Raw genomic sequence first — 24,801 nt, 5'->3', positions numbered from 1 at the left:
ACAACATCATGAAACGACTTTTCCTTCTCTGCCTCGCGGCGGCGCTCGCCGCCGTCGCATGCGCGAAACGGCAACAGGAGCCGAAACCGCTCTACATGTGGTTCGACTGCGAGGCCAACTACGCACGGCTGAGCCACCCCGACTCGATCCGCCACTACGTCTCCCGGCTCCACGACATGGGCTTCACCGACCTGGTGGTGGACGTGAAGTCGATCATGGGCGAAACGCTCTACAAGAGCGACATAGCCCCCTATATGGGCGAATGGGAGGGCGTGACGCGCCCCGAGGACTACGACATGCTGGGCCACTTCATCGAGGAAGGCCACAAACGGGGCATGCGGGTCCACGGCTCGCTCAACGTCTTCGCCGGAGGCCACAACTACTTCGACCGAGGCATCATCTACGGCGAACACGCCGACTGGCAGTCGCAGGTTTACACCGAGGGCCGCATCGTGCCGATCAGCCGGATCAAGAGCAACTACAACGGCATGCTCAACCCGGCGAACCCCGAAGTGCGGGAATACGAGCTGGCCATCCTGAGGGAGTTCGCCGAAAAATACCCCGACGCGGACGGCATCATCTTCGACCGGGTGCGCTTCGACAACATCACCTCCGATTTCAGCCAACTCTCGAAGGAGGCGTTCGAAGCCTATACCGGAGAGCCGGTCGCCGACTTCCCCGGGGACATTCTGCGCTGGTCGCAGGACGCCGAAGGCACGTGGAGCTGGTCGCAGGGGCCGCTCTTCCGCAAATGGATCGAATGGCGCGCCTCGGTCATCAAGCAATTCGTCGTCGAGGCCCGCAGACAGCTCAAGGCGATCAATCCCCGGCTGCTCATCGGCGACTACACGGGCGCCTGGTATCCGACCTACTACTACGTGGGCGTGAACTGGGCCAGCGAGCGCTTCGATCCGGCGCAGTATTTCGACTGGGCCACACCCGAATACAAACGGACGGGGTACGCCGAACTGCTGGACATCTACATGACGGGGCTCTACTACACGCTCGTGACCAAAGCCGAGGTTGACGAGGCCAACGAAGCGGTCGGCCAGCGCACCGAAGCCGGCATGACCGACGAACAGAGCTACTGGTACTGCATCGAGGGCGGCGCCGAATGGGCGAAGAAGATCACCGCCGGAGCAGTGCCCGTGACCGGGTCGATCTACGTCGATCAGTACGGCGACGATGCCGAACGATTCACCCGCGCCGTGGCGCAGGCACTCCGCGACACCGACGGACTGATGCTTTTCGACATCGTGCACATCATCGACCGGGGCTGGTGGTCCGAACTGGAGGCCGGCATCGCGGCCGGAGACCCGTCACGTAACGACTGAAACGCAATCTTTCCATAACAAACCCAAACAATCCAACCTTAAACCCATGTAATTCTATGAAAGAGTTTTTCTCCAGATTCAGGAATTCTCTGGCGGCGAGGACGTGTCTATGGACGCTGTTCCTGCTGTTGGCGGGAGCCGGGCCGGCTTTCGCCCAGTCCACCGTCGGAGGTACGGTTACGGACGAACAGGGCAACCCGCTCGTCGGTGTGACCGTGGTGGTCGCCAACTCGACCCAGGGGACGACGACCGACACGAAGGGCCGGTATTCGATCGCCGTTCCGAAAGACGGCACGCTGGAATTCTCCTACATCGGAATGGTCTCGCAGCAGATTCCGGTGGGGGGGGGAATCTCCGCGCTTGACGTCGTTCTGAAAGAGGACTCCGCCCGGCTGGACGAGGTCGTCGTCATCGGCTACGGATCGCAGCGGCGCGCCGACGTGACGGCCGCCGTGTCGCAGATCGACGGCAAGGAGCTCCAGAAGATGCCGATGGCCAACATCTCGCAGGGACTTGCCGGCCGCCTGCCGGGTCTGATCTCCGTGCAGAACTCCGGACAGCCCGGAGCGGACCAGGCCAGCATGACCATCCGCGGCGCCAAGTCGGGCATTCTCTACATCGTGGACGGCGTGCAGCGTTCGATCAACGACATCGACCCCAACGACGTGGAGTCGGTATCGCTGCTCAAGGACGGCGCCGCCGTGGCGGTCTATGGTCTCGAAGCCGCGGGCGGCGTGATGATCGTCACGACGAAAAAGGGCCGGCAGGGGACGATGAATCTTACCTACAAGGGGTCCTACGGAGCCTCGTTCAACACCTCCTATCCCGAATTTCTCGACGGCCCCGGCTACGCCTACTGGTACAACAAGGCGCTCGAGCTGGACGGCCAGAAGCCGATCTTCACGGCCCGGCACGTGCAGATGATGCGCGAAGGAACGAACGGCTGGGGCAACACCAACTGGATCGACGAAATTTTCGGGACCGGCACGACCCAGCAGCACAGCGTCACCTCGACGGGCGGCAGCGACCGCATCAACTACTTCGCCTCGCTGGGCTACATGAACCAGACGGGCAATATCAAGAACTTCGACTACGACCGTTACAACCTGCGCACGAACATCGAAGCCAAGATCGCCCGCAGCCTCACCTTCACACTCGGCGTCGCCGGCCATGTCGGCGACCAGAAATCGCCCGGATTCGCCGCCGGCGGAACCTCCGGCACGAGCGTATCGAGCGCCCCGTGGCTCTCGGTAGCCGAGCAGGCCGCCTACGCCCATCCCTACCTGCCGAAGGAGTACGAGGGAGTTCCCACGGCCAGCCAAAACGACTACGGCAACACGATCAACCCGATCGCAGCCACCGAGTTGTCGGGGTATTCGAAGTCGCAGACCGTCTCCGTGCAGACCAATGCCACCCTCCAGTGGGATCTTCCGTGGGTCAAGGGACTCCGGCTGAAGGTCATGGGAGCCTACGACCGCAGCACGACCACCTCCAAGATCCTGAGTACGCCCTATTTCGTGATGCTGGCCAGCACGCCCAATTCGACCAGTTCGGAAATCACCTATTCGAAAGCCTCCGACCCGCGCAACAACGCCAACGTGGCCACCGGCAAGAAGACCAACAACCTGACCGAGGGCTTCACCCAGTGGCGCCGCATCACCTCGCAGGCGAGCATCAGCTACACGAACACCTTCGCCGAAAAGCACAAGGTGGATCTCCTGGCGCTCGTCGAGACGCGCGACTACAAAACCAACAACTTCTCGGCCTCGGGCAAGGACATCCCCTTCCCGCAACTGCCCGAGCTGGGCTTCGCGACGACGCCGGCCGACGACCCGATCGGCGGTTCGAGCGACGCCTCGCGCAAGGTGGGCTTCGTGTTCCGAGGACAATACAACTACGCGGACAAATACCTCGTCGAGTTCTCGGGCCGTTACGACGGATCGTACAAGTTCATCGGCAACGTCTCGGGCCGCCGCTGGGGTTTCTTCCCCTCCGTGTCGCTCGGCTGGCGCATGTCCGAGGAAGGTTTCTTCGCCCCGCTGCGCAAGGCGGTCGATAACTTCAAGCTCCGCGCCTCGTTCGGCTCGCTGGGCGACGACAACGGCTCGGCGGCATACGCCTTCCTGAGCACCTTTACCAATGTCAGCAGCGCCCCGAGCGTCGTGCTGGGCGGCGCAGGCCAGAACGGCATCATGACCTCGCTGGTGGCCAACGAGCTGCTCACCTGGGAACGCAACCACTCCTACAACGTCGGGTTCGACCTGGCCATGTGGAACGGCAGACTCGGAGTCGAGTTCGACGCCTTCTACAACTACATCTTCGACATTCTGGGCTCCAACTCCGGCAAACCCGCGTCGATGGGCGGCTACTACCCGACCTACGTGAACAACAACGCGCAGGACGTGCGGGGCATCGACGTCCGGCTGACCCACCGCAACCACATCGGCAAGGATTTCCAGTACGGCGTCACCGTCAATCTGACATGGGCCAAGGATCGCTGGCTCCGCTATCAGGACAGCCCCAACACCCCGGATTACGCCAAGCGCATCGGCAAGAGCCGCTACATGACGATGGGCTTCATCGCCGACGGGCTTTTCCAGAGCGAGGAGGAGATCGACCGCTCGCCGTGGATTTCCGGCTCGCGGCCGCGGGTCGGCGACATCAAGTACAAGGACCTCAACGGCGACGGCGCGATCACCTACGACCAGGACCGCGCCTACATCGGCCGCGGCCAGCGCCCGCAGTTCAACGGCAGCATCAACCTCAACGCCTCGTGGAAGGGCCTCGAGTTCGACATCCTGTTCATCGGCGCCGCCGTCTGCGACGTCTCGCTGACGGGAACCTACTACAACCACAACGAGGACAACACGATCTTCACCCGTCCCTTCAAGGCCGGAGCCAACTCGCCGCGCTACCTCGTCGAACAGGCCTGGACGCCCGAGAATCCCGACGCGAAATATCCGCGTCTGTCGCTCAACCCGCCCAACACGAACAACGCCTACGCCTCGTCGTTCTGGTACCGCGACGGCAAGTACCTGCGTCTGAAGTCCGTGCACCTGGGCTACACGCTGCCGAAAGCGTGGACCGGCAAGCTGCGCATCCAGAAAGTGAAGGTTTACGTCGAAGGCAACAACCTCTGCACCTGGTCGGGACTGCCCGAGGGCATCGACCCCGAATGGCCGGGTGTGACCAACGGATACTATCCGCAGCAGCGCACGGTCGTGGGCGGCCTCGAAATCTCGTTCTAACAGACAAAATCCAAGACCCATGAAAAAGAAAATCGCACATATCGCTCTGCTGTCCGCGACGGTCGCCCTGGCGGGCTGCAACGACTGGCTCGACATGAACCCGACGGACAAAGTGTCGGAAAAAATCGTCTGGAGCGACCCGACCTACGTGACCCAGTACGTAAACGGATTCTATCCCTACATCTCCCGCTACGGCAGCTTCGAGACCGGCGACAGTCAGGTGGGGCTGACCGAGGGGCTGACCGAAACGCTCAAGTTCGGCTCCGCGACCCCCGGTACGAACGTCGGATTCGCCAACATCATCGCCTTCGCCGAGGGCGGCCTGGCGGCTCCTACCGCAGCCTTCCACTTCGGGGCGTGGGACGACACCTACACGCGCATCCGCCGCGTCAATGAGTTCCTCTACGGACTGAAAAAGTACGGGACCAACTTCGACGGACCGACCCGCACGCGGTTCGAGGCCGAAGCGCGCTTCTTCCGCGGCTTCCTCTACTTTCAGTTGCTCAAGCGCACGCCGGAGGTGATTCTCTACGACGAAGACCTGCTGGCCATCACCGAGAACAAGGCGCTCTCGACGGCGGAACAGGGCTGGGACATGGTCGAGGAGGACCTCTCCTTCGCCGCCAAGAACCTCCCGCCCAAATGGGACGGCGAGGCGGGCCGCGTCACCTCGGGAGCGGGATATGCCATGCTGTCGCGGGCGATGCTCTACGCCGAGCGATGGCAGTCGGCCAAAGACGCCGCCGAGGAGGTGTTCAAACTCGGCTACGAACTGATGCCGGGCAAGACGGCGGAGGAATACGCCAAAGCCTTTACGTCGATGAGCGACGGCAACACCGAGTCGATCCTCGAATACAACTACCTCGTCGGCGGACCGAACCACAGTTGGGACCAGCTCTTCATGCCCGGCGGCGACAACACGACGATGGGCGGCCGGGCCACCCCGACGCAGGAGATGGTCGAATCGTACGAGCTGGCCTCGACGGGCGGCCACCCCGACTGGACGCCGTGGCACGATACGACAGCCGGCACGACCGAAACGCCGCCCTACGAACAACTGGAGCCCCGTTTCCACGCCTCGATACTCTATAACGGCTGCGAATGGAAAGGCCGCACGCTCGAGCCTTTCGTGAACGGCACGGACGGTTACGCCGTCTTCGACGACGGCTCCGCGCTCAACGGGCGCACCACGACCGGCTACTACCTGCGCAAGATGCTCGACGAGGAGTACACCGACTATTCGAAGGCCTGCACGCAGCCCTGGATCGCCATCCGGCTCGCCGAAGTGATCCTCAACCATGCCGAAGCGTGTTACAGGCTCAACGCGGACGGCGCGAACGCCGACCTGCGCCGGATCCGCGAGCGCGTGGGTCTGCCCTACACCGACAAGTCCGGCGAGGCGCTGATGGAGGCTATCCGTCAGGAGCGCAAGATCGAACTCTACTGCGAAGGCCACCTCTACTGGGACATGCGCCGCTGGCGGCTGGCTCATACGGCCTATACCGGCATGCGCGTGCACGGACTGAAAATCGAGAAACAGGGCGCCTCGTTCGTCTATACCTACGTCGATTGCGACCGTCAGGACCGGCTGTTCGAGGAGAAGCTCTACCGCATTCCGCTGCCCGAAACCGAGCTGAGCAACAACGCGGCCGTCAAGCAGTTCCCCGAGTGGTTATAACCCCCAAAAAGAGATTCAACCCATGAAAAACAGCATCATATCATTCGCATCGGCGGCCCTGCTCTGCCTGGGCGGCTGCCATGAGCCGGACGAGCTGACCCCCTCGGACACAGGACTGGGGCTCAACAGCATCTCGGCACAATTCTCCACCGGGGAGTATAAGAACGACCCGCTGGCCAAATTCACCGCCACGCCGACCGAAGGGGAGGAGCGGATCGTGATCGACATCCCGTACTACTACCCCGAGAACTCGACGAACACCACCTCGATCACCGAAATGCGGGTCACGGCGAATCTGGACGACAACTGCTTCATCACGCCGCGGCTCGGCACGCTGGACCTGACGCAGGAGAACTGGTTCACGCTGACGCGCGCCGACGGCTCGAAACGCGACTTCTGCGTGACGGGCAACATCAAGAAGTCGGACAAATGCGAAATCATCTCCTTCGCCACCGACGAACCGTCGATCCAGGGCGTGATCGACAACGACCGCAACACGATCTCGCTGATTTCGGCGGACGACCTTTCGGCGGTGACGGCTCAGGCGACCCTCTCCCCGCACGCCACCATTTCGCCCGACCCGGCCGAAGTGCACGACTACGAAGGCGAGGGCATGAAATTCACCGTCACGGCCCACGACGGCGTGACCAAGCGGATCTACACGGTCAGCAAGGAGATTCCCCCCAAGATCAAGTACGGCTGGCGTGCCGGCAGCGAAACCGAAATCTGGCAGAACGTCTCCCTCGACAAGCTCGGAATCGTAAACGGCAGCGACAAGAACTACTCGCTCGCGGCATCGGGCTCCAAGCTCGTGCTTTCGACAGGCGCGGACAAGTACCTGTTCAACCGTGCGACGGGCGATTATCTGGGAACGCTCGACATGAAGGGCACAGCGGCCCCCGGCGGCATGACCTCCGACGACGCGGGCAACATCCTCTACGCGAATCTGGCCGATCCGAACGCCACGTTCAGAATCTACACGGCGGCATCGACCGACGACACGCCGACGGAGCTGCTCTCCTACACCAACGCCACGGGCGCCTCGATGGGCAAGCACATCTCGGTGCAGGGCGACGTGAAGGGCGACGCCATCGTCACGGCCGTGATCTACACCTGGAACGGCGCCGTCTGCAAGTTCCTCCGCTGGACGATCTCCGGAGGCGTCGCGGCCAAACCGCAGATGATCTCCGTGACGGGCGCCACCGCCGGCTGGAACGGCAACGGCCACGCCGATGTCGAAGCCTACTCGGCCAACCCCGACGATCCGTATTTCCTGACCTATTACAGCGCCAACAGCCTCTACCGGATCGACGCCACGGGTGCGGTGACCAACACGATCGCCACCTCGCAGTGGGGAGCCAACTCGAACTACAACTGCGTGGACGTCTGCGCCTTCAACAACGCCCGCTATGCGGCCATCTACACGGGCGCGCACTTCACCTACGGAGAGTTCAAGACCTACATGTTCGACGTGACGACGCCCGAGCAACTGACGGGAGCCTGCGACACGTCGCCCGCACGGGTATTCACCTCGAACGAGTACAAACCCGCCGGAGCGGTGGTCAATGCCACGGGCGACGTCCTGATGACGGCCTCGGCCGACGGCTACAAGCTGAACCTCTACTACACGGACGCCAACACCAATGCGCTGGTGGCCTGGGAATTCGACTGCATCGACAAATGACGCGACCTGCCGGTATCCCCCTGACCGGGGATACCGGTCCAAAATCACAAAGAATCAGACCATGAAACGACATGTCAAACGGGCCGCAACGGCCCTGGCAGCGCTGACACTGACGCTGGGAGCCGTCTCGTGCGGCTCGGACCCCGAAACCCCGGAATGGGAGTGGCCCGATCCGGAACCGGAACCCGACCCGGAACCCGTCGCCGGGAAACCGCGGTTCATCTGGGTGGATGCCGCCGCGAACTTTCCCGACTTCGCCAACAGCCGCGAGAACATCGCCCGCGATCTGGCGAAGGCCCGGGACGCCGGCTTCACGGACATCGTGGTGGACGTGCGTCCCACGACAGGCGATGCGCTCTTCCGCACCTCTGCGGTCGAGCAGGTGGAGTGGCTCGGGGCCTGGCTGCCCGAAGGCTACTCGAAGATCGAACGCACGGCGACCTGGGACTACCTGCAAGCCTTCATCGACGAAGGCGCGAAGCTGGGACTGCGCATCCACGCCGCCATCAACACCTTCACGGGCGGTAACCTGACCTCGCTCGGCGGCGCCGGCGTCGTGTTCCGCGACGCGGACAAACGGGCCTGGACCACCGATCTCAATCTGGCGAACGGCATCACCAACATCATGTCCACGGACCAGGCGGCCAAGTTCTTCAACCCCGTGCTGCCCGAAGTGCAGGAATACATCTGCTCGATGCTCCGGGACCTGGCCGCCTACGACGGACTGACGGGCATCTTCCTCGACCGCGGCCGTTTCGACGGTTTCACGAGCGACTTCTCGGACTACACGCGCCGGGAGTTCGAGAAATACATCGGCGAGGCGGTCGCCGACTTCCCGGGCGACATCCTGCCTGCGGGGCACACGTCGGGCATCCCCTCGCCCGAGCCGGTCCGTCTGAAACAGTGGATCGAATTTCGCGCCAAGGTGATCCGCGACTTCATGGCCAAAGCGCGGGCCGCGGTCAAAGAGGTCAATCCGTCCCTCCGATTCGGTGTCTATGTCGGCGGCTGGTATGCGAGCTACTACGACGTGGGAGTCAATTGGGCCAGTCCGGACTACGATGCCTCGGCCGATTTCTCCTGGGCGACGAAGAAATACATGGACTACGGTTACGCCGACCTCATGGACCAGATGCTGATCGGGGCCTACGCCTCCCCGACGCGGGTCAACGGAACGACCGAATGGACCATGGAGGGCTTCTGCCGGCTGGCGAAGGAGCGCACGACGGGCGCCTGCCCGCTGGTGGCGGGAGGTCCCGACGTGGGGAATTGGGACCCGGACGACGAAGTGACGCAGGAAGAGGAAAACCGCGCCGTCACCGCCTCGGTGAGCGCCTGCATCAACGCCTGCGACGGCTATTTCCTCTTCGACATGATCCACCTGAAGAAGGCCGACCAGTGGTCGTACGTCAAGGCCGGAATCGACGCCCTGAGCGACAAATAGCCCTCCGGAGATGAAACGTCCGATCATACTGCTCGCGGCGGCGCTCGTGCTGGCCGCCTGCTCCCCGGCGAATCCGCCGGCGGAGACCTCCGGAGCCTGCGAACTCTCCGACGACGATTTCCGCACCGAAGGCATCCTCGAAGCCATCCCCATCCGGGCGACCTTTCTCGACGAGATCAGTTGGGACATTCCCCATCAGAATTGGGGCGTGCGCGAATGGGACGCCGACTTTCGGGCGATGAAGCACATGGGCATCAACACGGTGGTGCTGATCCGCGCCGGACTGGGCCGCTGGATCGCCGCGCCGTTCGAGTGTCTGCTCGAAAGCGAGGAGGTCCACTACCCGCCCGCGGATCTGGTCGAAATGTTCCTCACGCTGGCCGACAAATACGACATGGCCTTCTACTTCGGCATCTACGACTCGGGCAAATACTGGCAGGAAGGGCTCTTCCAGCGCGAAATCGACCTGAACAGGAAACTCATCGACGAAGTGTGGGCCAAATACGGCCATCACCGATCGTTCCAGGGGTGGTATCTGTCGCAGGAGATCAGCCGTCGCACGAAGAACATGTCGCGCATCTACGCCGAGCTCGGCCGCCACGCCAAGGAGATTTCCGGCGGGCTGAAGACGATGATCTCGCCCTATATCCACGGCATCAAGACCGATCAGGTCATGTCGGGCGACCGGGCCCTCTCGGTCGAGGAGCATCGCCGCGAATGGAACGAGATTCTGGGCAACATCGCCGGAGCGGTGGACATCCTCGCCTTCCAGGACGGACAGGTGGACTACCACGAGCTGTACGATTACCTGACGGTGAACAAGGCGCTGGCCGACAAATACGGCATGGAGTGCTGGACCAACCTCGAATCGTTCGACCGCGACATGCCGATCCGCTTCCTGCCGATCAAGTGGGAGAAGCTGCTGCTCAAACTCGACGCCGCCCGGAGAGCCGGAATGCGGAACGTCATCACGTTCGAATTTTCACACTTCATGAGTCCCCACTCGGCCTACCCGCAGGCGGGACACCTCTACGACCGCTACTGCGACTACTTCGGAATCGACAACCCCTATGCGGACCGATGACGGCGGCACGGCCGCAGCAACGGATACGACAACCCAAAAAACACCGACAGAACCATGGATTTTCAACATTTGGCCGACCAATACCGGTCGGAACTCATGGACAGCGTACTGCCCTTCTGGCTCGAACATTCCCAGGACAAAACCTACGGCGGATACTTCTCCTGCCTCGACCGCGACGGAAGCGTATACGACACCGACAAGTTCATCTGGCTCCAGGGCCGCGAGGTGTGGCTCTTCTCGATGCTCTGCAACAAGGTCGAAAAACGCAAGGAGTGGCTCGACTGCGCCATCCAGGGCGGCGAGTTCCTTCGGAAATACGGACACGACGGAAAATACGACTGGTACTTCTCCCTGACGCGCGAGGGCAAGCCCATCATAGACCCCTACAACATCTTCTCCTACACATTCGCCACCATGGCTTTCGCACAACTGGCAATGGCGTCCGGAAACGACGAATACGCGCAGATCGCGAAGAAGACATTCGACCGGATACTCGAAAAACGCTCGAATCCAAAGGGTAAGTGGACAAAGGCTCACCCGGGAACGCGACCGATGAAGGATTTCGCGCTCCCGATGATCCTCTGCAACCTCGCCCTCGAAATCGAACAGCTCATAGACCCCAAACTCATCGAGGAGACGATCGACGTATGCCTCCACGAGGTAATGGACGTATTCTACCAGAAGGACCTCGGTCTCATCGTCGAAAACCTTTCCGCCTCGGACAACTCGCTGGTGGACTCCTTCGAGGGCCGCTCGATAAATCCGGGACACTCGCTCGAGGCGATGTGGTTCATAATGGACCTCGGAAAAAGACTCGGACGCCCCGAACTGATCCAGCGCGCCGTAGAAATAGCGCTCCGGACCATCGAATACGGATGGGACAAACAGTACGGCGGAATATTCTACTTCATGGACCGCCTCGGACATCCCCAGCAGCAGCTCGAGTGGGACCAGAAGCTCTGGTGGGTGCACATCGAATCCGCGATAGCCATGATAAAGGGATACCAGCTCACAGGAAACCAGAAATGCCTGGACTGGTTCGAAAAACTGCACCAATACATGTGGGAGCACTTCAAGGACCCCGAGTTCCCCGAGTGGTTCGGATACCTGAACCGGCGAGGCGAGGTCCTCCTGCCTCTGAAGGGAGGAAAATGGAAGGGGTGCTTCCACGTACCGAGAGGTCTGTTCCAGATATGGAAGATCCTCGAACAATGCAAATAAAACCGACCGAAAAGATGAAACGAACGTTATTCGCGATCCTGTTATCGCTCTGGAGCGCCTGCGCATGGGCTGCGGGCACGGTTACGGTCAAAGGACGCGTCGTCTGCGACGGCCGGGGCGTGGCGAACGTCCGGATCTCCGACGGCGACGGATTCGCCCGGACCGACGAAAAGGGATATTACACGCTGGAAGCCGATGCGCAAAGCCGGTTCGTCTTCGTCTGCGTGCCGGCGGGGTACGACGCCCCGACGGAAGAGGGCGTCGTACGCTTTTTCCGGCCGCTGCCGTCCGGAGGCGGGACCTGCGACTTCCGGCTGCTGCGCCGCCCGGGCGACGATACGCGCCACGGGTTCATCGTCATCGCCGACCCGCAGATATACGCCCGGAAAGAGTTCCCGCAACTGGCCGAGGCGGCCGACGACATCGCAGCCACGGTCCGCGGCTACGGCGGCCTGCCGTTCCACGGAATCTGCTGCGGCGACATCGTGCACCTGGACCACTCGCTCTACGGCGAGTACAACGACGTGATGGCCCGGACGGGACTCGTCTTCCGCAACGTGATCGGCAATCACGACATGACGCTCTACGGCCGGTCCCACGAAACCTCCTTCACGAAATTCGAAGATACGTACGGTCCGACCTACTATTCGTTCGACGTCGGCCGCATCCATTACGTAGCGCTCAACGACAATTTCTACATCGGACGCGAGTATTTCTACATCGGCTATCTCGACGAGCGGCAACTGCGCTGGCTGGAGAAGGACCTCGCTTCCGTGCGCCCCGGCTCCACGGTGGTCGTCTGCCTGCACATCCCCTCGACCTGCGAAGAGGCGGACCGCAAGCAGTTCAGCTACGACAACGCCTCCCTGACGATGGCGAACCACCGGGCGCTCTACGAACTGCTGAAACCCTTCCGGGCACATATCGTCTCGGGCCATACGCACACGACCTGCAACCAGCCGATCGCTCCCGGCCTGTACGAACACGTGACGCCCGCCCTGAGCGGCGCATGGTGGCAGGGATCGCTCTGCACCGACGGCACCCCGGCCGGATACGGCATCTACGAAGTGGACGGCGACCGCATCGAATGGTACTACAAATCGACGGGACACCCGGCCGACTACCAGATAAAACTGTACGACGGGCGCGAATGCCCGCAGTTCGAGGAGTATGCCGCAGCCAATATCTGGGCCAGCGACCCGGCCTGGCGGGTGGAGTTCGAAATCGACGGCAGGCCGTGCGGCCCTGCCGAACGGTTCCGGGCATACGACCCGGAAGCGGCACGGCTCTACTCCGACCCCGACCGGCTGGAGCACAAATGGATCGCTCCCTCCGAATCGGACCACTACTACCGGGTTCCGCTGCCCGAAGGGGCCTCGCGGGTCGAAGTCTCGGCGACCGACCGTTTCGGCCGCAGGAGCACGGCGGCACTCGATCTGAAATAAACCGGCAAAGACACGACACATGAAAACATTACGAACGAAGTACCTGTCATTGACAGCCGCCCTGTTTCTCCTGTCCTGCAACGCCCCCGCACGCTACGACGTGGTGATCGTGGGCGGCGGGACGAGCGGGGCGGCCGCGGGCCTTCAGTCGGCGCGCCTCGGGGCGCGGACACTCCTCGTCGAGGAGTTCGACTGGCTGGGCGGCATGCTCACCTCGGCGGGCGTGAGCGCCACGGACGGCAACTACGCCCTGCGCGGCGGCATCTGGGACGAATTCCGGAGCGAACTGGAGCGGCACTACGGCGGCCCGGAAGCGCTCCGGACGGGGTGGGTGAGCAACATACTGTTCGAGCCCTCGGTGGGCGACAGCCTGTTCAAACGCATGGCGGCGCGCGAGCCGAACCTCGAAGTGCGCTACCGCACGACGGCCGCCGGATTCGACCGCCGCGACGGGGTGTGGCATCTGGAGATCGAGTGCGGCGGGAAACGCGAGCGCATCGCGGCCCGCGTGCTGATCGACGCCACCGAACTGGGCGACGTGGCCCGGGAGCTGGACGTACCCTATGATGTGGGCATGGATGCCACGTCGGAGACCGGCGAGAAGGAGGCGCTCGAAGCCCCGAACGACATCGTGCAGGACCTGACCTACGTGGCCGTGCTGAAGGATTACGGGCGCGACGTCACGATTCCGCGTCCCGAAGGCTACGACTCCGCGCTGTTCGCCTGCTGCTGCATCAACCCGCTCTGCGTCTCACCCAAGGAGCCGGACCGCATGTGGCCCCGGGAAAAGATGATTACCTACGGGAAACTCCCCGGCGGGAAATACATGATAAACTGGCCGATCGAGGGCAACGACTACTACGTGAACATGATCGACATGGATGCCGCGGAGCGTGCCGAAGCCGTCCGGCGGGCGAAAAACCACACGCTGTGCTTCGTCCATTTCCTCCAGACCGAACTGGGATTCCGCACGCTGGGCCTTGCCGACGACGAGTTCCCCACCGGGGACCGTCTGCCGTTCTATCCCTACCACCGCGAATCGCGGCGCATTCACGGACTGGTGCGCTTCACGCTCAACGACATCACCGACCCCTACGCCAACACGCTCTACCGCACGGCGATCGGCGTGGGCGACTACCCCATCGACCAGCACCACACGCGCTATCCGGAGTGGAGTTCGCTGCCGAACCTCTATTTCCATCCCGTGCCCTCGTACGGCGTGCCGCTGGGCGTGATGCTGCCCGCGTCGCAGCCGGGGCTGATCGTGGCCGAGAAATCCATCTCGGTGACCAACCTGGTGAACGGCTCCACGCGCCTGCAGCCCGTGGTGTTGCAGATCGGACAGGCGGCCGGAGCGCTGGCCGCACTGGCCGCGGCGGATGGCTGCGAACCTTCGGAGGTCCCGGTCCGCAGGGTGCAGGAGGTGATTCTCGACGACGGAGGCTACCTGCTGCCGTACCTCGACATGCCCTCGACCGACCCGCGCTTCAAGGCCATGCAGCGCATCGGGGTGACGGGTATTCTGCGCGGACGCGGTGCGAACGTGGGATGGTCGAACCAGACGTGGTTCGACGCCGGAAAACACGTTTCGGAGGCGGAGCTGCGCTGCGGACTGCATGCTGTTTACCCCGCGGTGGCCGAATCGGCGGACCCGGCGGCCGTGAACGGCACGCGGCTGGCCGCGATGCTTTCCGAGGCCCTTGGAAAAGATACGGCCGCCGCGGTGCACGAGAAAGCTGCCGGGCTGCTCGCGGATTACGATGCCGCAAGGCCCCTCACGCGCATCGAATGCGCACTGATCATCGACGCCCTGGCTGACCCGTTCCGCTCGGTCGGGATCGACATATACGGAAACTATATACACGCAACAAACGAGAACCCGCAATGAAAAAACTCGCAACCGTACTCCTGCTGGCTTTCGCCGCGGCGGGAGCCGCCGGATGCCGGAGCGCATCCGCCCCCGTGAAACCCAAACTCATGTGGCTGGACTGTTCAGCCAACTGGGAGCGTTTCAGCTACCCCGACTCGATCCGCCACTACGTCCGGAAATGCCGGGAGGCCGGCATGACGGCGCTGGTGCTCGACATCAAGGGCACTTCGAGCGAAGTGGTTTACCCCAGCGAATACGCTCCCCGGCTCAAGGAATGGAAGGGCGTCAGACGCCCCGACTTCGACTTCATCGGCACCTTCACCGACGCCGCGCATGCTTCCGGCATGGAAATCTACGGCTCGTTCAACACCTTCGCCGAAGGCAACGGCGTCTTCCGCCGCGGCCTCCTATACGACGGCCGTCCCGAATGGCAGGCGGTGAACTACCTGCCGGGCAGGGGGCTCGTACCGCAACTGGAGATTCCCGGCAAGAAGGTGCTCTTCGTCAATCCGGCGCTCCCGGAGGTGCAGGAACACGAGATCGCCCTCTTCAAGGAGGCAGCCCGGAAGTACGACCTCGACGGCATCCTGCTCGACCGCGCCCGTTACGACAACATCCAGTCCGATTTCTCGGATTTCTCGCGCGAAGCCTTCGAACGGTACATCGGCCGAAAGCTGGAACGGTTTCCCGAGGACATCTACGCATGGGAGGAAGACGGCGCCGGCGGCTGGAAACGCACGGACGGCCCCTGGTTCAAAAAGTGGATCGAGTGGCGCGCCTCGGTCATCCACGGCTTCTTCGCTCGCACCCGCGAGGAGCTGAAAGCCGTGAAACCCGGGCTGAAGTTCGGCGCCTACACGGGCGCATGGTATCCCTCCTATTTCGAAGTGGGGGTGAACTGGGCCAGCCGGGAATACGATCCCTCGCAGGAGTACGCATGGGCCACGCCCGAATACAGGAATTACGGATATGCCGAGCTGCTGGACATCTACACCAACGGCAACTACTACTGGAACGTCACGATCGACGAATACCGCAGCAGCAACGGCCTGCACCGCAACGAGACCGACAGCGAGGTTTCGAAGGGCGACCACCTCTGCGTCGAGGGCGGCTGCCGCTACTCGCGCCGGCTGCTGCACGGCAAGCCCTTCTACGGCGGCATGTACGTCGAAGACTACAAGCGCGACACGACGCAGTTCAAGCGGGCCGTGGAGATGAACCTCCGCGAATCGGACGGCCTGATGGTCTTCGACATCGTCCACATCATCGACCGCGACTGGTGGGGTCCGCTGCAACGGGCCGTGGAGGCCTACGAAACCGGGGAGGCGGGACGATGAGACTCTCCGCACTGGCGGTGCTGGCGCTCCTGTGCGCCGGCACCGTCCCCGCCCGGGAGGAGAGCGGGGAGCTGCCCGCCGCATCCCCCGAAATCCGGTATGTGGGACGTACGGAGACGACCGGCGGCAGCGTGAGTTTCGACTGGAGCGGAACCTATTTCGAATGCCGTTTCACAGGCGGTTCGCTGGCCGTGCGCGTCTCGGACACGAAAAGGAATTACTACAACCTGACCCTCGACGGACACGATGCCGGCATCGTCGCGACATTCGGCACGGATTCCCTCGTGGTGCTGGCCGAAGGACTCGGCGAGGGAGAGCACACGCTGCGAATGCAGAAACGCACCGAGGGCGAACAGGGGCGCACGACGCTCCACGCATTCCGACTCGCACGGAACGGACGGCTGCTCCCCGCACCGCCATCGCCCGGACGCCACATCGAGTTCATCGGCAACTCGCTGACCTGCGGCTACGGGACCGAAGGCCGTTCGAAGGACGAACCCTTCGAACCCGAAACCGAAAACTGCGACAAGGCGTTCGGCTGCATCGTAGCCCGCTACTTCGGCGCCGACTACACGCTCATCGCCCACTCGGGACGCGGAGCGGCGCGCAACTACGGCGACCGGAACACCGTGTCGGAGAATACGATGGCCGACCGTCTCGGCAACACGTTCGACGAGTCGCCCTTGCCGGCCTGGAATTTCACCGCTTCGCCGTACCGACCCGACATCATAGTGATAAACCTGGGATCGAACGACTTTTCGACCGAGCCGCACCCCTCGCGCGAAGAGTTCGCGGCTGCCTACACGCGCATCCTCCGCACGCTGCGCGACGCCTACGGCGATACCCCGCCGATACTCTGCGTGGCCCCGCGGGTCGGGGAGCCGGCCTTCACCTTCATCCGCGACATCTGCCGCGCGGCCGTCGTACGGAACCTGCACTTCACGGCCGTGCTGCCGGGATATTGCAACGACGGCAGCGACCTGGGATCGTCGGCGCATCCCAATTACACCGGGCAGCGCAAACTGGCGATGCTCCTGATTCCCTACGTCTCGACGCTCACGGGCTGGGAGGCGGAGGCGAAACCGATCGAATAGCCCCGCCCGGGCCCCGGGCCGTCCGGATCGCCTCAGAGTTTCGACACGACGGCATTGACGCGGTCCACGATCCGCCGGTCGAACTCCTTGAGGTAGATCTGCGTCGTCTTCTCCGACGTGTGGCCGAGGCCCTCGCTGATCACCGCGACCGGGGCTCCCGACTCCCGGGCCAGCGTGGCCCAACTGTGGCGCGCCACATAGGTCGTCAGCGGCACGGAGACGCCGCATTCGAGGGCGATGCGCTTCAGGTAGCGGTTCACGCGCTCCAGCGCCAGCCGGTACTGCCGGTGCAGGTCGCGGCCGTCGGTCCCCTGCAACACGGGGAAGACATACTCCGACTCGTTGGCGTACTTGCGGATCAACGCCTTCAATTGCGGCGTCAGCGAGACATGGAGCCACTGCCCCGTCTTGCGCCGCCGGTAACTGATTACGCCGTTGCCGACCGAGCTCTTTTTCAGGTAGATGATGTCCACGAAGGGCATTCCGCGGCTGAAAAAGCTGAACAGGAACAGATCGCGGGCGAACTCCAGGCGGGAATTCGCCGGAAATTCCGCATCGTGAATCCGTCGCAGCGAAAGCCGGTCCAGGGCCCGTTTGACCGTTTTCCGGGGTTTCGAGCGGACATGTTCGAACGGATGTACGCCGGCCGGCACGCAACCGTCGTCCACGGCCTGCCGCCAGACGGATTTCAGGTTGCGCATGTAATAGCAGATCGTGTTGTGGCTCACGCCCCGGCGCAGCAGAAAATCTTCGTATTCCCGGACAAAACGGGCGTTCACGTCCGCCAGACGCACCGCACGAAGCCCGATGAACGCCGCCAGCGAAGCCCGGGTGTGCCGCAGGGCCGCCTCCATGCCGTAACGCTCCGCCTGCCGCCGCCGTTCGATCTGCACGTCCATATAGTGCAGCAGCCCCAGCCCTCCGTGGTCGGCCCGATACCGGAAAACGATCTCCTCGACGCTGTACCCCGACCCGCGCGCCTCAAGGGCCGCGATGTGGGATTCGATGCTCCGGCGCTGCTGCGACAGTTGCCGGTTCATCCGCTGCACTTCCCGCTCGCCGCGCCGCGAACCCGGTCCGCCCAGGACCTTGCCCCGCACCGCGTCGAACTCCTCCGGAAACAGTCTGAACGAAGTATAGATCAACCGTTTCCGTCGATTCTGAATCAATTGAAAAACCAAAGGATAGGAACCGTCCCGCAATGCCCGGTCCCTGTTCAACAACAACTTCACACTCGCCATACTCTTGGATTTTCACAAAAATATGGCAATTTCACACCTGTAAGAAACGATTCGGAAACACATTCGGAATTTTTCGGACACTCCGGGCGGTCCCGCGCGATCCGGCGAAACGCTCCGCAAAAGGGGAAAACGGAAGAAAAAACGGCGAACCGCATCCGGAGAGAGAAACGGATTCGCATGAAGGAACGGGGCCGCGGCGGTGGCGCGGTCCCCGTTCGGTATCATGAGCCGAAGGCTCCGCGCGGAGGATCAGGCGTCCGCGCCGGCGTGCCGGCCGGCCGACAACGCCTTCCAGGCCGCCGCCGCGAGGGCAGCGCCGGCGAAAGGCGCCGCGATGAACACCCACAACTGCGACAGCGCCTCGCCGCCCTCGAACAGAGCCGGGGCGATCGAACGCGCCGGATTCACCGACGTCCCGGTAACCGGGATGCAGACGATGTGGACCAGCACGAGCGTCAGACCGATGACCAGTCCGGCGAAATCGCCGGCCCCCCGCTTCGCATCGGTCGCACCGAGCGCCACCAGCACGAACACGAACGTAAAGAACGTCTCGGCGACCAGTGCCGGAAGAAGATTTCCGGCCGCAAAGGCGTTCGCCCCCGTCGTCGTCGCGCCCGGGGCCACGTGTCCGCCGTGCACCGCGACCCAGAGAATCGCGGAACCCGCTGCTGCGCCCGCGATCTGCGCGGCCATGTACCACAGGGCATCGACGCTCTTCATCCGTCCGCTCAGCCAGACGCCCAGCGTGATCGCCGGATTGATGTGACAGCCCGAAACCGGGCCGATCGTATAGGCCATCGCCACGACCGAAAGACCGAACGCCGAGGCGATCGTCAGCACGGCGGCCGTCGTCGCCGCCCCGCCGTTGAACACGGCTGCACCGCAGCCCGCGAGCACGAGCACCATCGTGCCCAATGCTTCCGCTACATATTGTCTCTTCATAACAGATTTCGTCCGATCCGGACGCCGGGACCGTCCTCCGCGGGGACGGGGCCGGGCCATCCGGAACCATAGCAATTTAGAAAGTTTCACTTAAAAGAACCGTGCGGCCGGTTTTCACTATCCTTGTGACGACAAAGACACTACGGCCGGCCCGCACGATTCCGAAGCCTCCCGGGCGGCGCAGCGCAGCCCGGGAAAATCCGGCCGACAAACCGGCGGCCGGAAAAAGGCGGGGCGACGACGGACCGGAAACAACAATTCGATACAGCTCCCGACCGGTCCGCCATCGGCCCCGGTCGTCAGAAGGAGTAGAAGAATCCGAACCGCAGATCGGAACTCCTGAAGTCGAATCCGAATCCGTCGCCCCCTCCGTTGTAATAGTCGTTCTTGTAGCCGAGGAATCCGAAGCTGGTCAGCAGGCTGAAACGGTCCGAAATCCTAAACGCCAGCCCGGGCGTCAGCCCGACCTTCCAGCCGCTCCCGTCGCCCATAGCGACACCGAACCCGCCGTCCACGAAGAGCGTGAAACGGTCCCTGGAGAAATACTTGTAGCGCGCATACGGTTCGATCACGAAGACCTCGTCGCTCGTATTCCCTGTTTTCCGGTAGTCGAATCCGAGCACGCCGCCCAGGCTCCACTTCGCATTGAAATCGTGACCGAACTCGGGGGCCAGCGCAAACCCCGAAGAGGTCACGCCCTCCACCTTGTCGTGCCAATAGCCGACCCGGCCGCCGATCCACCAGCCGCTCTCCTGGGCCGAAACCGTCGGAACGGCCGCACTGCACGCCGCGAAGGCGAACAGAAGCATCAAAATCTTCTTCCTATTCATATAAACATTGTTTTTAAGGGTTCCGGAGAGGCAGTCCCGCACCCTCCGGAACCGGGTTTTCCACTTCTTTTCTCTCCGGCGGCTACCGGATGATTACCGCACGGTTCAGTTCCGGATCCGCGAAGAGGTTGTTCCGGTCCCCTTCGGCGACCTTGCGCAGCCGCTCCTTCGCCACGCCGTACTTCTCGACGAGCAGTTTATAGACGTATTCCATGCGTTTTTCGCTCAGACGCTGATTCCCGGCCGCCGTGCCCGTAGCCTTGTCGGCGGAGCCGCAGAGCGTGAAGACCTTCTCCCTGTCGGCTTCGAGGGCGTTCTTCACGTAGAAGTCCAGATTCGCCAGCTCCTTCTTGTCGAGCGTGGCCTGCCCGATCCGGAAGAAGAGCGCCACGGGCGTCGCCGACACCGAAGCGACCTGCACCGTCTCGGGTTCGCGCTCACGCAGCCGGGCATTCTCGTCGGCGAGCGTCTTTTTCTCGGCTTCGAGAATGTTCCTGGCATTCTCCAACGCGTCGATACGGGTCAGATAGGGCGTATAGTCGGGCGCCGCGACGGGCTTCACCCGGCGGAACCCGCGCCGGTTCAGTTTGAACGACAGTCCGACCGTCACCGAGGTCATTCCCTCGCCGCGGCCGCCGCGGGCCACCCCGTCGAACCGCTGGTTCACGAACAGGTGGCGCATTTCGAGCGTCAGGTCCAACAGGTCGCACAGCCGGATGTCGTTGAGCAGGCCCGCACTCAGGGCGAACTCGTTCTTATACGTCCCGTTGCCGTACGACCGGGCCCACCCGGCCCCGAGGAAGGGCACGAAATTCCACGTCCTCGTCTGCTTGTATCCGCTCACGGCGTCCGAAAGATTCCACATGAAATCCCCGTGCAGATACGACACGCCGAACTTCTCCCGATAGAATCCTTCCCCGACGGGGGACTTCGCGTAGGCCGTCTGTCCGAAGGTCCATCCCTTGGCATTCAGCCCCGAATAGCCGATGCGCACGCCTACGGCCGGCGTGATCCACTTGCCGACGTTGAGGTCCAGCGCCGGAGCGAGCCGTTTCCCGAATCCGCCGTGCGAATCGTTCTCGCCGTGATAGACGTTCACGCCGCCGGCGATCCCGATGAAGATGTTGTCGAAAAAACGGTTGGTCTCGTAGGGACCGCGCACGATCCCTCCCCGCTCGTCGCGGTTACCGTTCTCCTGCGCCATGACACCCGCCGAGACGAGCGTCAGGGTTGCGGCCAATGCGCCGCGGACAAATGCGTTTTTCATATTTTTCCGTAAGATTTTCGGCGTCCCGCCGCTGATCCCGGCCGGAGCCGGAGACGGGCGCCCGGTTAGTAAAATGGATTCCGATCAGCGGCGGACGCCTTTCCGGACGGATTTCGATGCGCCCGAAGGCGCCGCATCGAACTGCAATGCCTTGCCGGGCTTGAACTTCACGACCCGTTTGGCCTCGATCCGGATCGCCTTGCCCGTCGCGGGGTTATGTCCCGTGCGTCCCTTCCGGTCGCGGACCGAAAAGGCTCCGAAACCGGGTACGGAGACTCGTTCGCCCCGTTGCAGGCTCTGCGCGATGACCCGAAGCATTGCATTCGCCGCCCTGGCGGCTTCGACGCCGGTGAATCCGCTCTCGGCGGCCACGGCCTTCACTAATTCTCTCTTGTTCATCTGAAATTTTATTAAGGTTAAACTGTCGCCCCTCCGCGCCGCATCCGCCGCCCTGCCCGGGCCGGATCCGAACGGAAGAGCTAAGAGCTATCGGATTTTACGACCCTTTCCCGGCGTCCCCCGCGCCGCTCCCGGCCCGCGCTCCCCGCTCTCCGGCGGAACCGCGGCGGACCGTTCCGGCGCAGGGGACGGGAACTCCTCCCCGTCGGGCTCCTCCCGCCAGAGAAGGCGGAACGGCAGCCCCCGCCGCGCCTCGTTATACGCTTCGATCTCCCGGCGGTAATAGCGCAGGATAAGGGCCGGGACCCGCTCTCCGCGCCGGCAATAGGTGTCGGTCACGAATTGCCGGTAATCCTCCATCCTGCGGCGTTTCCGCCGGATGACAAACGACCTGATTCCGAACCAGCAGACCGCGACGCACGCCGCCGCCAGACACATCGCCGGCCAATATCCCGGCGCACTCCAAAACAAAGCGTAACGTTCCATATCAGTTGCCGCCCCACACGGCCCCGTACCAGGCCGTCCGGCGGTAATATTCGTTGAGTTTCACAAGCTCCGGCTGCTCTACATAGACCGTGAGGCCCGAATGGCAGCGGATTTCAAAACCGTTTTGCGAGGGCAGGAAACGCTCCGTACTCTCCTCCCATATCACCGTGCGTTTCATCTGCTCCCCGAAAACGGCGTTCACTTCATCTCCCGCGATCCGTCCGGCCCACTGGCCGAAGTCGAAGAAACGCGGTACGGCGGGAATGTCCCCGTAGCTGCCCGGGCGGTCGAAATGCTGCAACCCGATTGAAATGTCAGCCCTATGAGAAGAGTTGCCGAGCAATTCCCGTATCCGGGCAGCGAGGACATCCATGTATGACGTATCGACAAGGCTCAGCGTCGCAGAGCGGAAAGCGCCGTCGAGCGTGTTTATGTAATCCATGTAGGCGCGGCCGAAAGCCGCGAGGGCATCGGCCGTCGGACGCGACGCATCGAAAAGCAGCGGCAGGGCCGTCGGATAGACCGGAGCGAATCCCGGCGAGAGCATCTCGGCCGACGAGACCAGCAGGTAGCGGGCCTTGTGCCGCAGCGCATAGGCGACCTCCACGCCCGCCGAAAAGCACGACTCGAAGAGGATGAAATCCAGTGCGCCGTCCGGAATCGCCCCGGCGAAATCCGCGAGTTCCATCTCCGCGGAGCCACCTTCGGGCACGCTGTCGTCGCGTCCCAGAGAACGGGATGCCGGGGAGGCAGAGGCAGATCCCGCCTCCCCTGCGGCATTGCGGAGCGTTCCGGCCGGGAGCCAGCCGCTCCCATGAGAAAAAAAGACCAATCCATAACCATCGGCCGGATACGCCGCCGTCACATCCCGTAAAACCCGCCCGAAAACCTCCGCCGAAGCCGAGTTTTCCGGACCGTATTCCGCGACCGTCTCGACATAGGGCTCGGGCGCCGCCGCACAGCCGCCCCGCAGGCGCAGCAGACGTGCGCCGTCGCGTCTCGAATCCGCATAGATCAGGCATGCGCCGCCCGTCGGGCGCCATCCGCGACGCAGCGCCTCGATCTTCTGCGCGACCTCCCCCGTCAGGTCGTTATCGCCCCCGAGCCACACCAGCACCGTCCGGGCCGGACCCTCCGGCGCGGAATCGCCGGCATCCTCCCCGATGCAGGAGACCAGCGGCAAAGCCGCCAGAAAAAGCAGAATCGTCCGTATCATTTCACCGCATTCCGTTGCAACCACATCTCCAGTTCGTCCACCCGCGGCTCCTTGAGCACCACCCGCTTGTCGCGGTCGAGCAGGTAGAGCAGCGGCACGCCGCCCGTGTCGTAGGACAACGACCGCACGATCCGCAGTTGCGGGTCGTATCCCGCGATCCACGACCGGGGCAGCTCCCCGAGCCCGTCGAGCCACGTCCGGCGGTCGTCTCCGGCGTAGATCGCCACGACCTTCAGCCGCCCCCGGTCGATGCAGTCACCGTACACGGGCGACCCGGCGATCCAGCGTTCCACGGCCCGGCAGCTCTCGCAGGCCGGATCGTAGAAGAGCAACACCGTGTACTCCGCCCGCACGGACGAAAGCCGCCGTTCGACACCCCGCCTGTCCGTAAAGAGAATATCGGCGGCCAGAGTCCCGGGACGGTTGCGCAGCGCCATCTCCAGCAGAAACCTGTAACGGTCCCGCAGCGGCGAATCCGTGCCGGGCATCGCCAGCAGCTTTTCCATCGCGCAGATCAGCGCATCCTCCGAACGCGTGGACCGGTCCCGCGAACCGAAATACTCCTCGGCGAGCGAGGCGAACCGCTCCAACGCCGCCTCCCCGCCCCGGGCCGCGCTGTCCAGCATCCGCCGGAGGCTCGCGTCGCGCACCGCCGGATCGGCGTAAAGGGCCGCCGAAGCGAACTCCCCGAAGGCCGGATCGAGCCGTTCCGGCCGCAACTGCGTCGTATCGCGGAAATCGAATCCGTCCCAGAACCGTTCGACGAACCACGACGCCCGCTCGGCGGGATCGGCCATCACGTCCGGAATGCGGGGCCCCGCATACGGCGCCGCGGAATCCGGCCGCGACGCCCGCTCTTCGGATCCGCCGGAAGATCCCCCGTAGAAACCGACCGTAACGACGGCTACGGCGAGCGCGGCGGCGGCGATGACCGCCGCCGCGGCTCCGAGCATGTATTTGACAAACCGTTTCATATTCATA

The 24,801-nt window shown here is 63.2% G+C and carries 19 protein-coding genes; 11 read left to right on the top strand and 8 right to left on the bottom strand.

The annotated features are described in order from the left end of the window. Positions 1-8: 8 nt before the first annotated feature. From FME97_RS07955 to FME97_RS07905, 11 genes are all read left to right on the top strand, one after another. Complete coding sequence (locus FME97_RS07955; RefSeq protein ID WP_141428805.1) at positions 9-1,334, top strand: alpha amylase family protein; 1,326 nt, start codon at positions 9-11, stop codon at positions 1,332-1,334. A 56-nt stretch (positions 1,335-1,390) separates the two neighbouring features. After that, positions 1,391-4,582, top strand: a complete 3,192-nt coding sequence (locus FME97_RS07950; RefSeq protein ID WP_162502068.1) for a SusC/RagA family TonB-linked outer membrane protein — start codon at positions 1,391-1,393, stop codon at positions 4,580-4,582. A gap of 19 nt (positions 4,583-4,601) precedes the next feature. Beyond that, a complete protein-coding gene (locus tag FME97_RS07945; RefSeq protein WP_141428803.1) occupies positions 4,602-6,260 on the top strand; it encodes a RagB/SusD family nutrient uptake outer membrane protein in 1,659 nt (552 codons plus the stop codon). 22 nt (positions 6,261-6,282) lie between these two features. Further along, the gene (locus tag FME97_RS07940; protein WP_141428801.1) at positions 6,283-7,944 is read left to right on the top strand and encodes a DUF5018 domain-containing protein; all 1,662 of its coding nucleotides are present in this window, start codon (positions 6,283-6,285) and stop codon (positions 7,942-7,944) included. Positions 7,945-8,005: 61 nt separating this feature from the next. Then, on the top strand, positions 8,006-9,388 hold the full coding sequence (locus FME97_RS07935; RefSeq protein WP_141428799.1) for an alpha amylase family protein: 1,383 nt from the start codon (positions 8,006-8,008) through the stop codon (positions 9,386-9,388). Positions 9,389-9,398: 10 nt separating this feature from the next. Further along, complete coding sequence (locus tag FME97_RS07930) at positions 9,399-10,472, top strand: DUF4434 domain-containing protein (protein WP_141428798.1); 1,074 nt, start codon at positions 9,399-9,401, stop codon at positions 10,470-10,472. A gap of 54 nt (positions 10,473-10,526) precedes the next feature. Next, the gene (locus FME97_RS07925) at positions 10,527-11,693 is read left to right on the top strand and encodes a n-acyl-d-glucosamine 2-epimerase (protein ID WP_141428384.1); all 1,167 of its coding nucleotides are present in this window, start codon (positions 10,527-10,529) and stop codon (positions 11,691-11,693) included. Positions 11,694-11,707: 14 nt separating this feature from the next. Next, entirely contained in the window at positions 11,708-13,138 is a 1,431-nt protein-coding gene (locus FME97_RS07920; protein WP_141428796.1) for a calcineurin-like phosphoesterase C-terminal domain-containing protein, read from the top strand. Positions 13,139-13,157: 19 nt separating this feature from the next. After that, the gene (locus FME97_RS07915; RefSeq protein ID WP_141428795.1) at positions 13,158-15,026 is read left to right on the top strand and encodes an FAD-dependent oxidoreductase; all 1,869 of its coding nucleotides are present in this window, start codon (positions 13,158-13,160) and stop codon (positions 15,024-15,026) included. After that, the gene (locus tag FME97_RS07910; RefSeq protein WP_141428793.1) at positions 15,023-16,345 is read left to right on the top strand and encodes an alpha amylase family protein; all 1,323 of its coding nucleotides are present in this window, start codon (positions 15,023-15,025) and stop codon (positions 16,343-16,345) included. Before FME97_RS07915 ends, FME97_RS07910 begins: the two co-directional genes overlap by 4 nt. Then, positions 16,342-17,439: an SGNH/GDSL hydrolase family protein gene (locus tag FME97_RS07905; RefSeq protein WP_141428792.1), complete on the top strand. Its 1,098-nt coding sequence runs from the start codon at positions 16,342-16,344 to the stop codon at positions 17,437-17,439. The genes FME97_RS07910 and FME97_RS07905 overlap by 4 nt, the downstream gene beginning before the upstream one ends. 32 nt (positions 17,440-17,471) lie before the next feature. Here FME97_RS07905 and FME97_RS07900 read toward each other — a convergent pair whose 3' ends face one another. The 8 genes from FME97_RS07900 to FME97_RS07865 form a co-directional block, all read right to left on the bottom strand. After that, on the bottom strand, positions 17,472-18,680 hold the full coding sequence (locus FME97_RS07900; protein ID WP_141428790.1) for a site-specific integrase: 1,209 nt from the start codon (positions 18,678-18,680) through the stop codon (positions 17,472-17,474). Between the two features lie 249 nt (positions 18,681-18,929). Further along, on the bottom strand, positions 18,930-19,622 hold the full coding sequence (locus FME97_RS07895; protein ID WP_141428788.1) for an aquaporin: 693 nt from the start codon (positions 19,620-19,622) through the stop codon (positions 18,930-18,932). A gap of 299 nt (positions 19,623-19,921) precedes the next feature. Continuing rightward, positions 19,922-20,452, bottom strand: a complete 531-nt coding sequence (locus FME97_RS07890; RefSeq protein WP_141428786.1) for an outer membrane beta-barrel protein — start codon at positions 20,450-20,452, stop codon at positions 19,922-19,924. Positions 20,453-20,534: 82 nt separating this feature from the next. Next, positions 20,535-21,719, bottom strand: coding sequence for an OmpA family protein (locus tag FME97_RS07885; RefSeq protein ID WP_141428784.1), 1,185 nt, complete (start codon positions 21,717-21,719; stop codon positions 20,535-20,537). Positions 21,720-21,803: 84 nt separating this feature from the next. Then, positions 21,804-22,118 carry an HU family DNA-binding protein gene (locus FME97_RS07880; RefSeq protein ID WP_141428782.1) on the bottom strand — a complete coding sequence of 105 codons (315 nt, stop codon included), beginning with the start codon at positions 22,116-22,118 and terminating at the stop codon, positions 21,804-21,806. Between the two features lie 87 nt (positions 22,119-22,205). Further along, positions 22,206-22,604, bottom strand: a complete 399-nt coding sequence (locus FME97_RS07875) for a hypothetical protein (RefSeq protein WP_141428780.1) — start codon at positions 22,602-22,604, stop codon at positions 22,206-22,208. Position 22,605: 1 nt separating this feature from the next. Beyond that, a complete protein-coding gene (locus FME97_RS07870) occupies positions 22,606-23,820 on the bottom strand; it encodes a clostripain-related cysteine peptidase (protein WP_141428778.1) in 1,215 nt (404 codons plus the stop codon). Continuing rightward, positions 23,817-24,794: a DUF5106 domain-containing protein gene (locus tag FME97_RS07865; protein ID WP_162502067.1), complete on the bottom strand. Its 978-nt coding sequence runs from the start codon at positions 24,792-24,794 to the stop codon at positions 23,817-23,819. Before FME97_RS07865 ends, FME97_RS07870 begins: the two co-directional genes overlap by 4 nt. Positions 24,795-24,801: the final 7 nt, after the last annotated feature.

The sequence above is a fragment of the Alistipes dispar genome, assembly GCF_006542685.1.
GTDB lineage: Bacteria > Bacteroidota > Bacteroidia > Bacteroidales > Rikenellaceae > Alistipes > Alistipes dispar.
The sequence above is the reverse complement of the archived record's forward strand: the minus strand, read 5'-3'. Positions and strand labels throughout refer to the sequence as shown.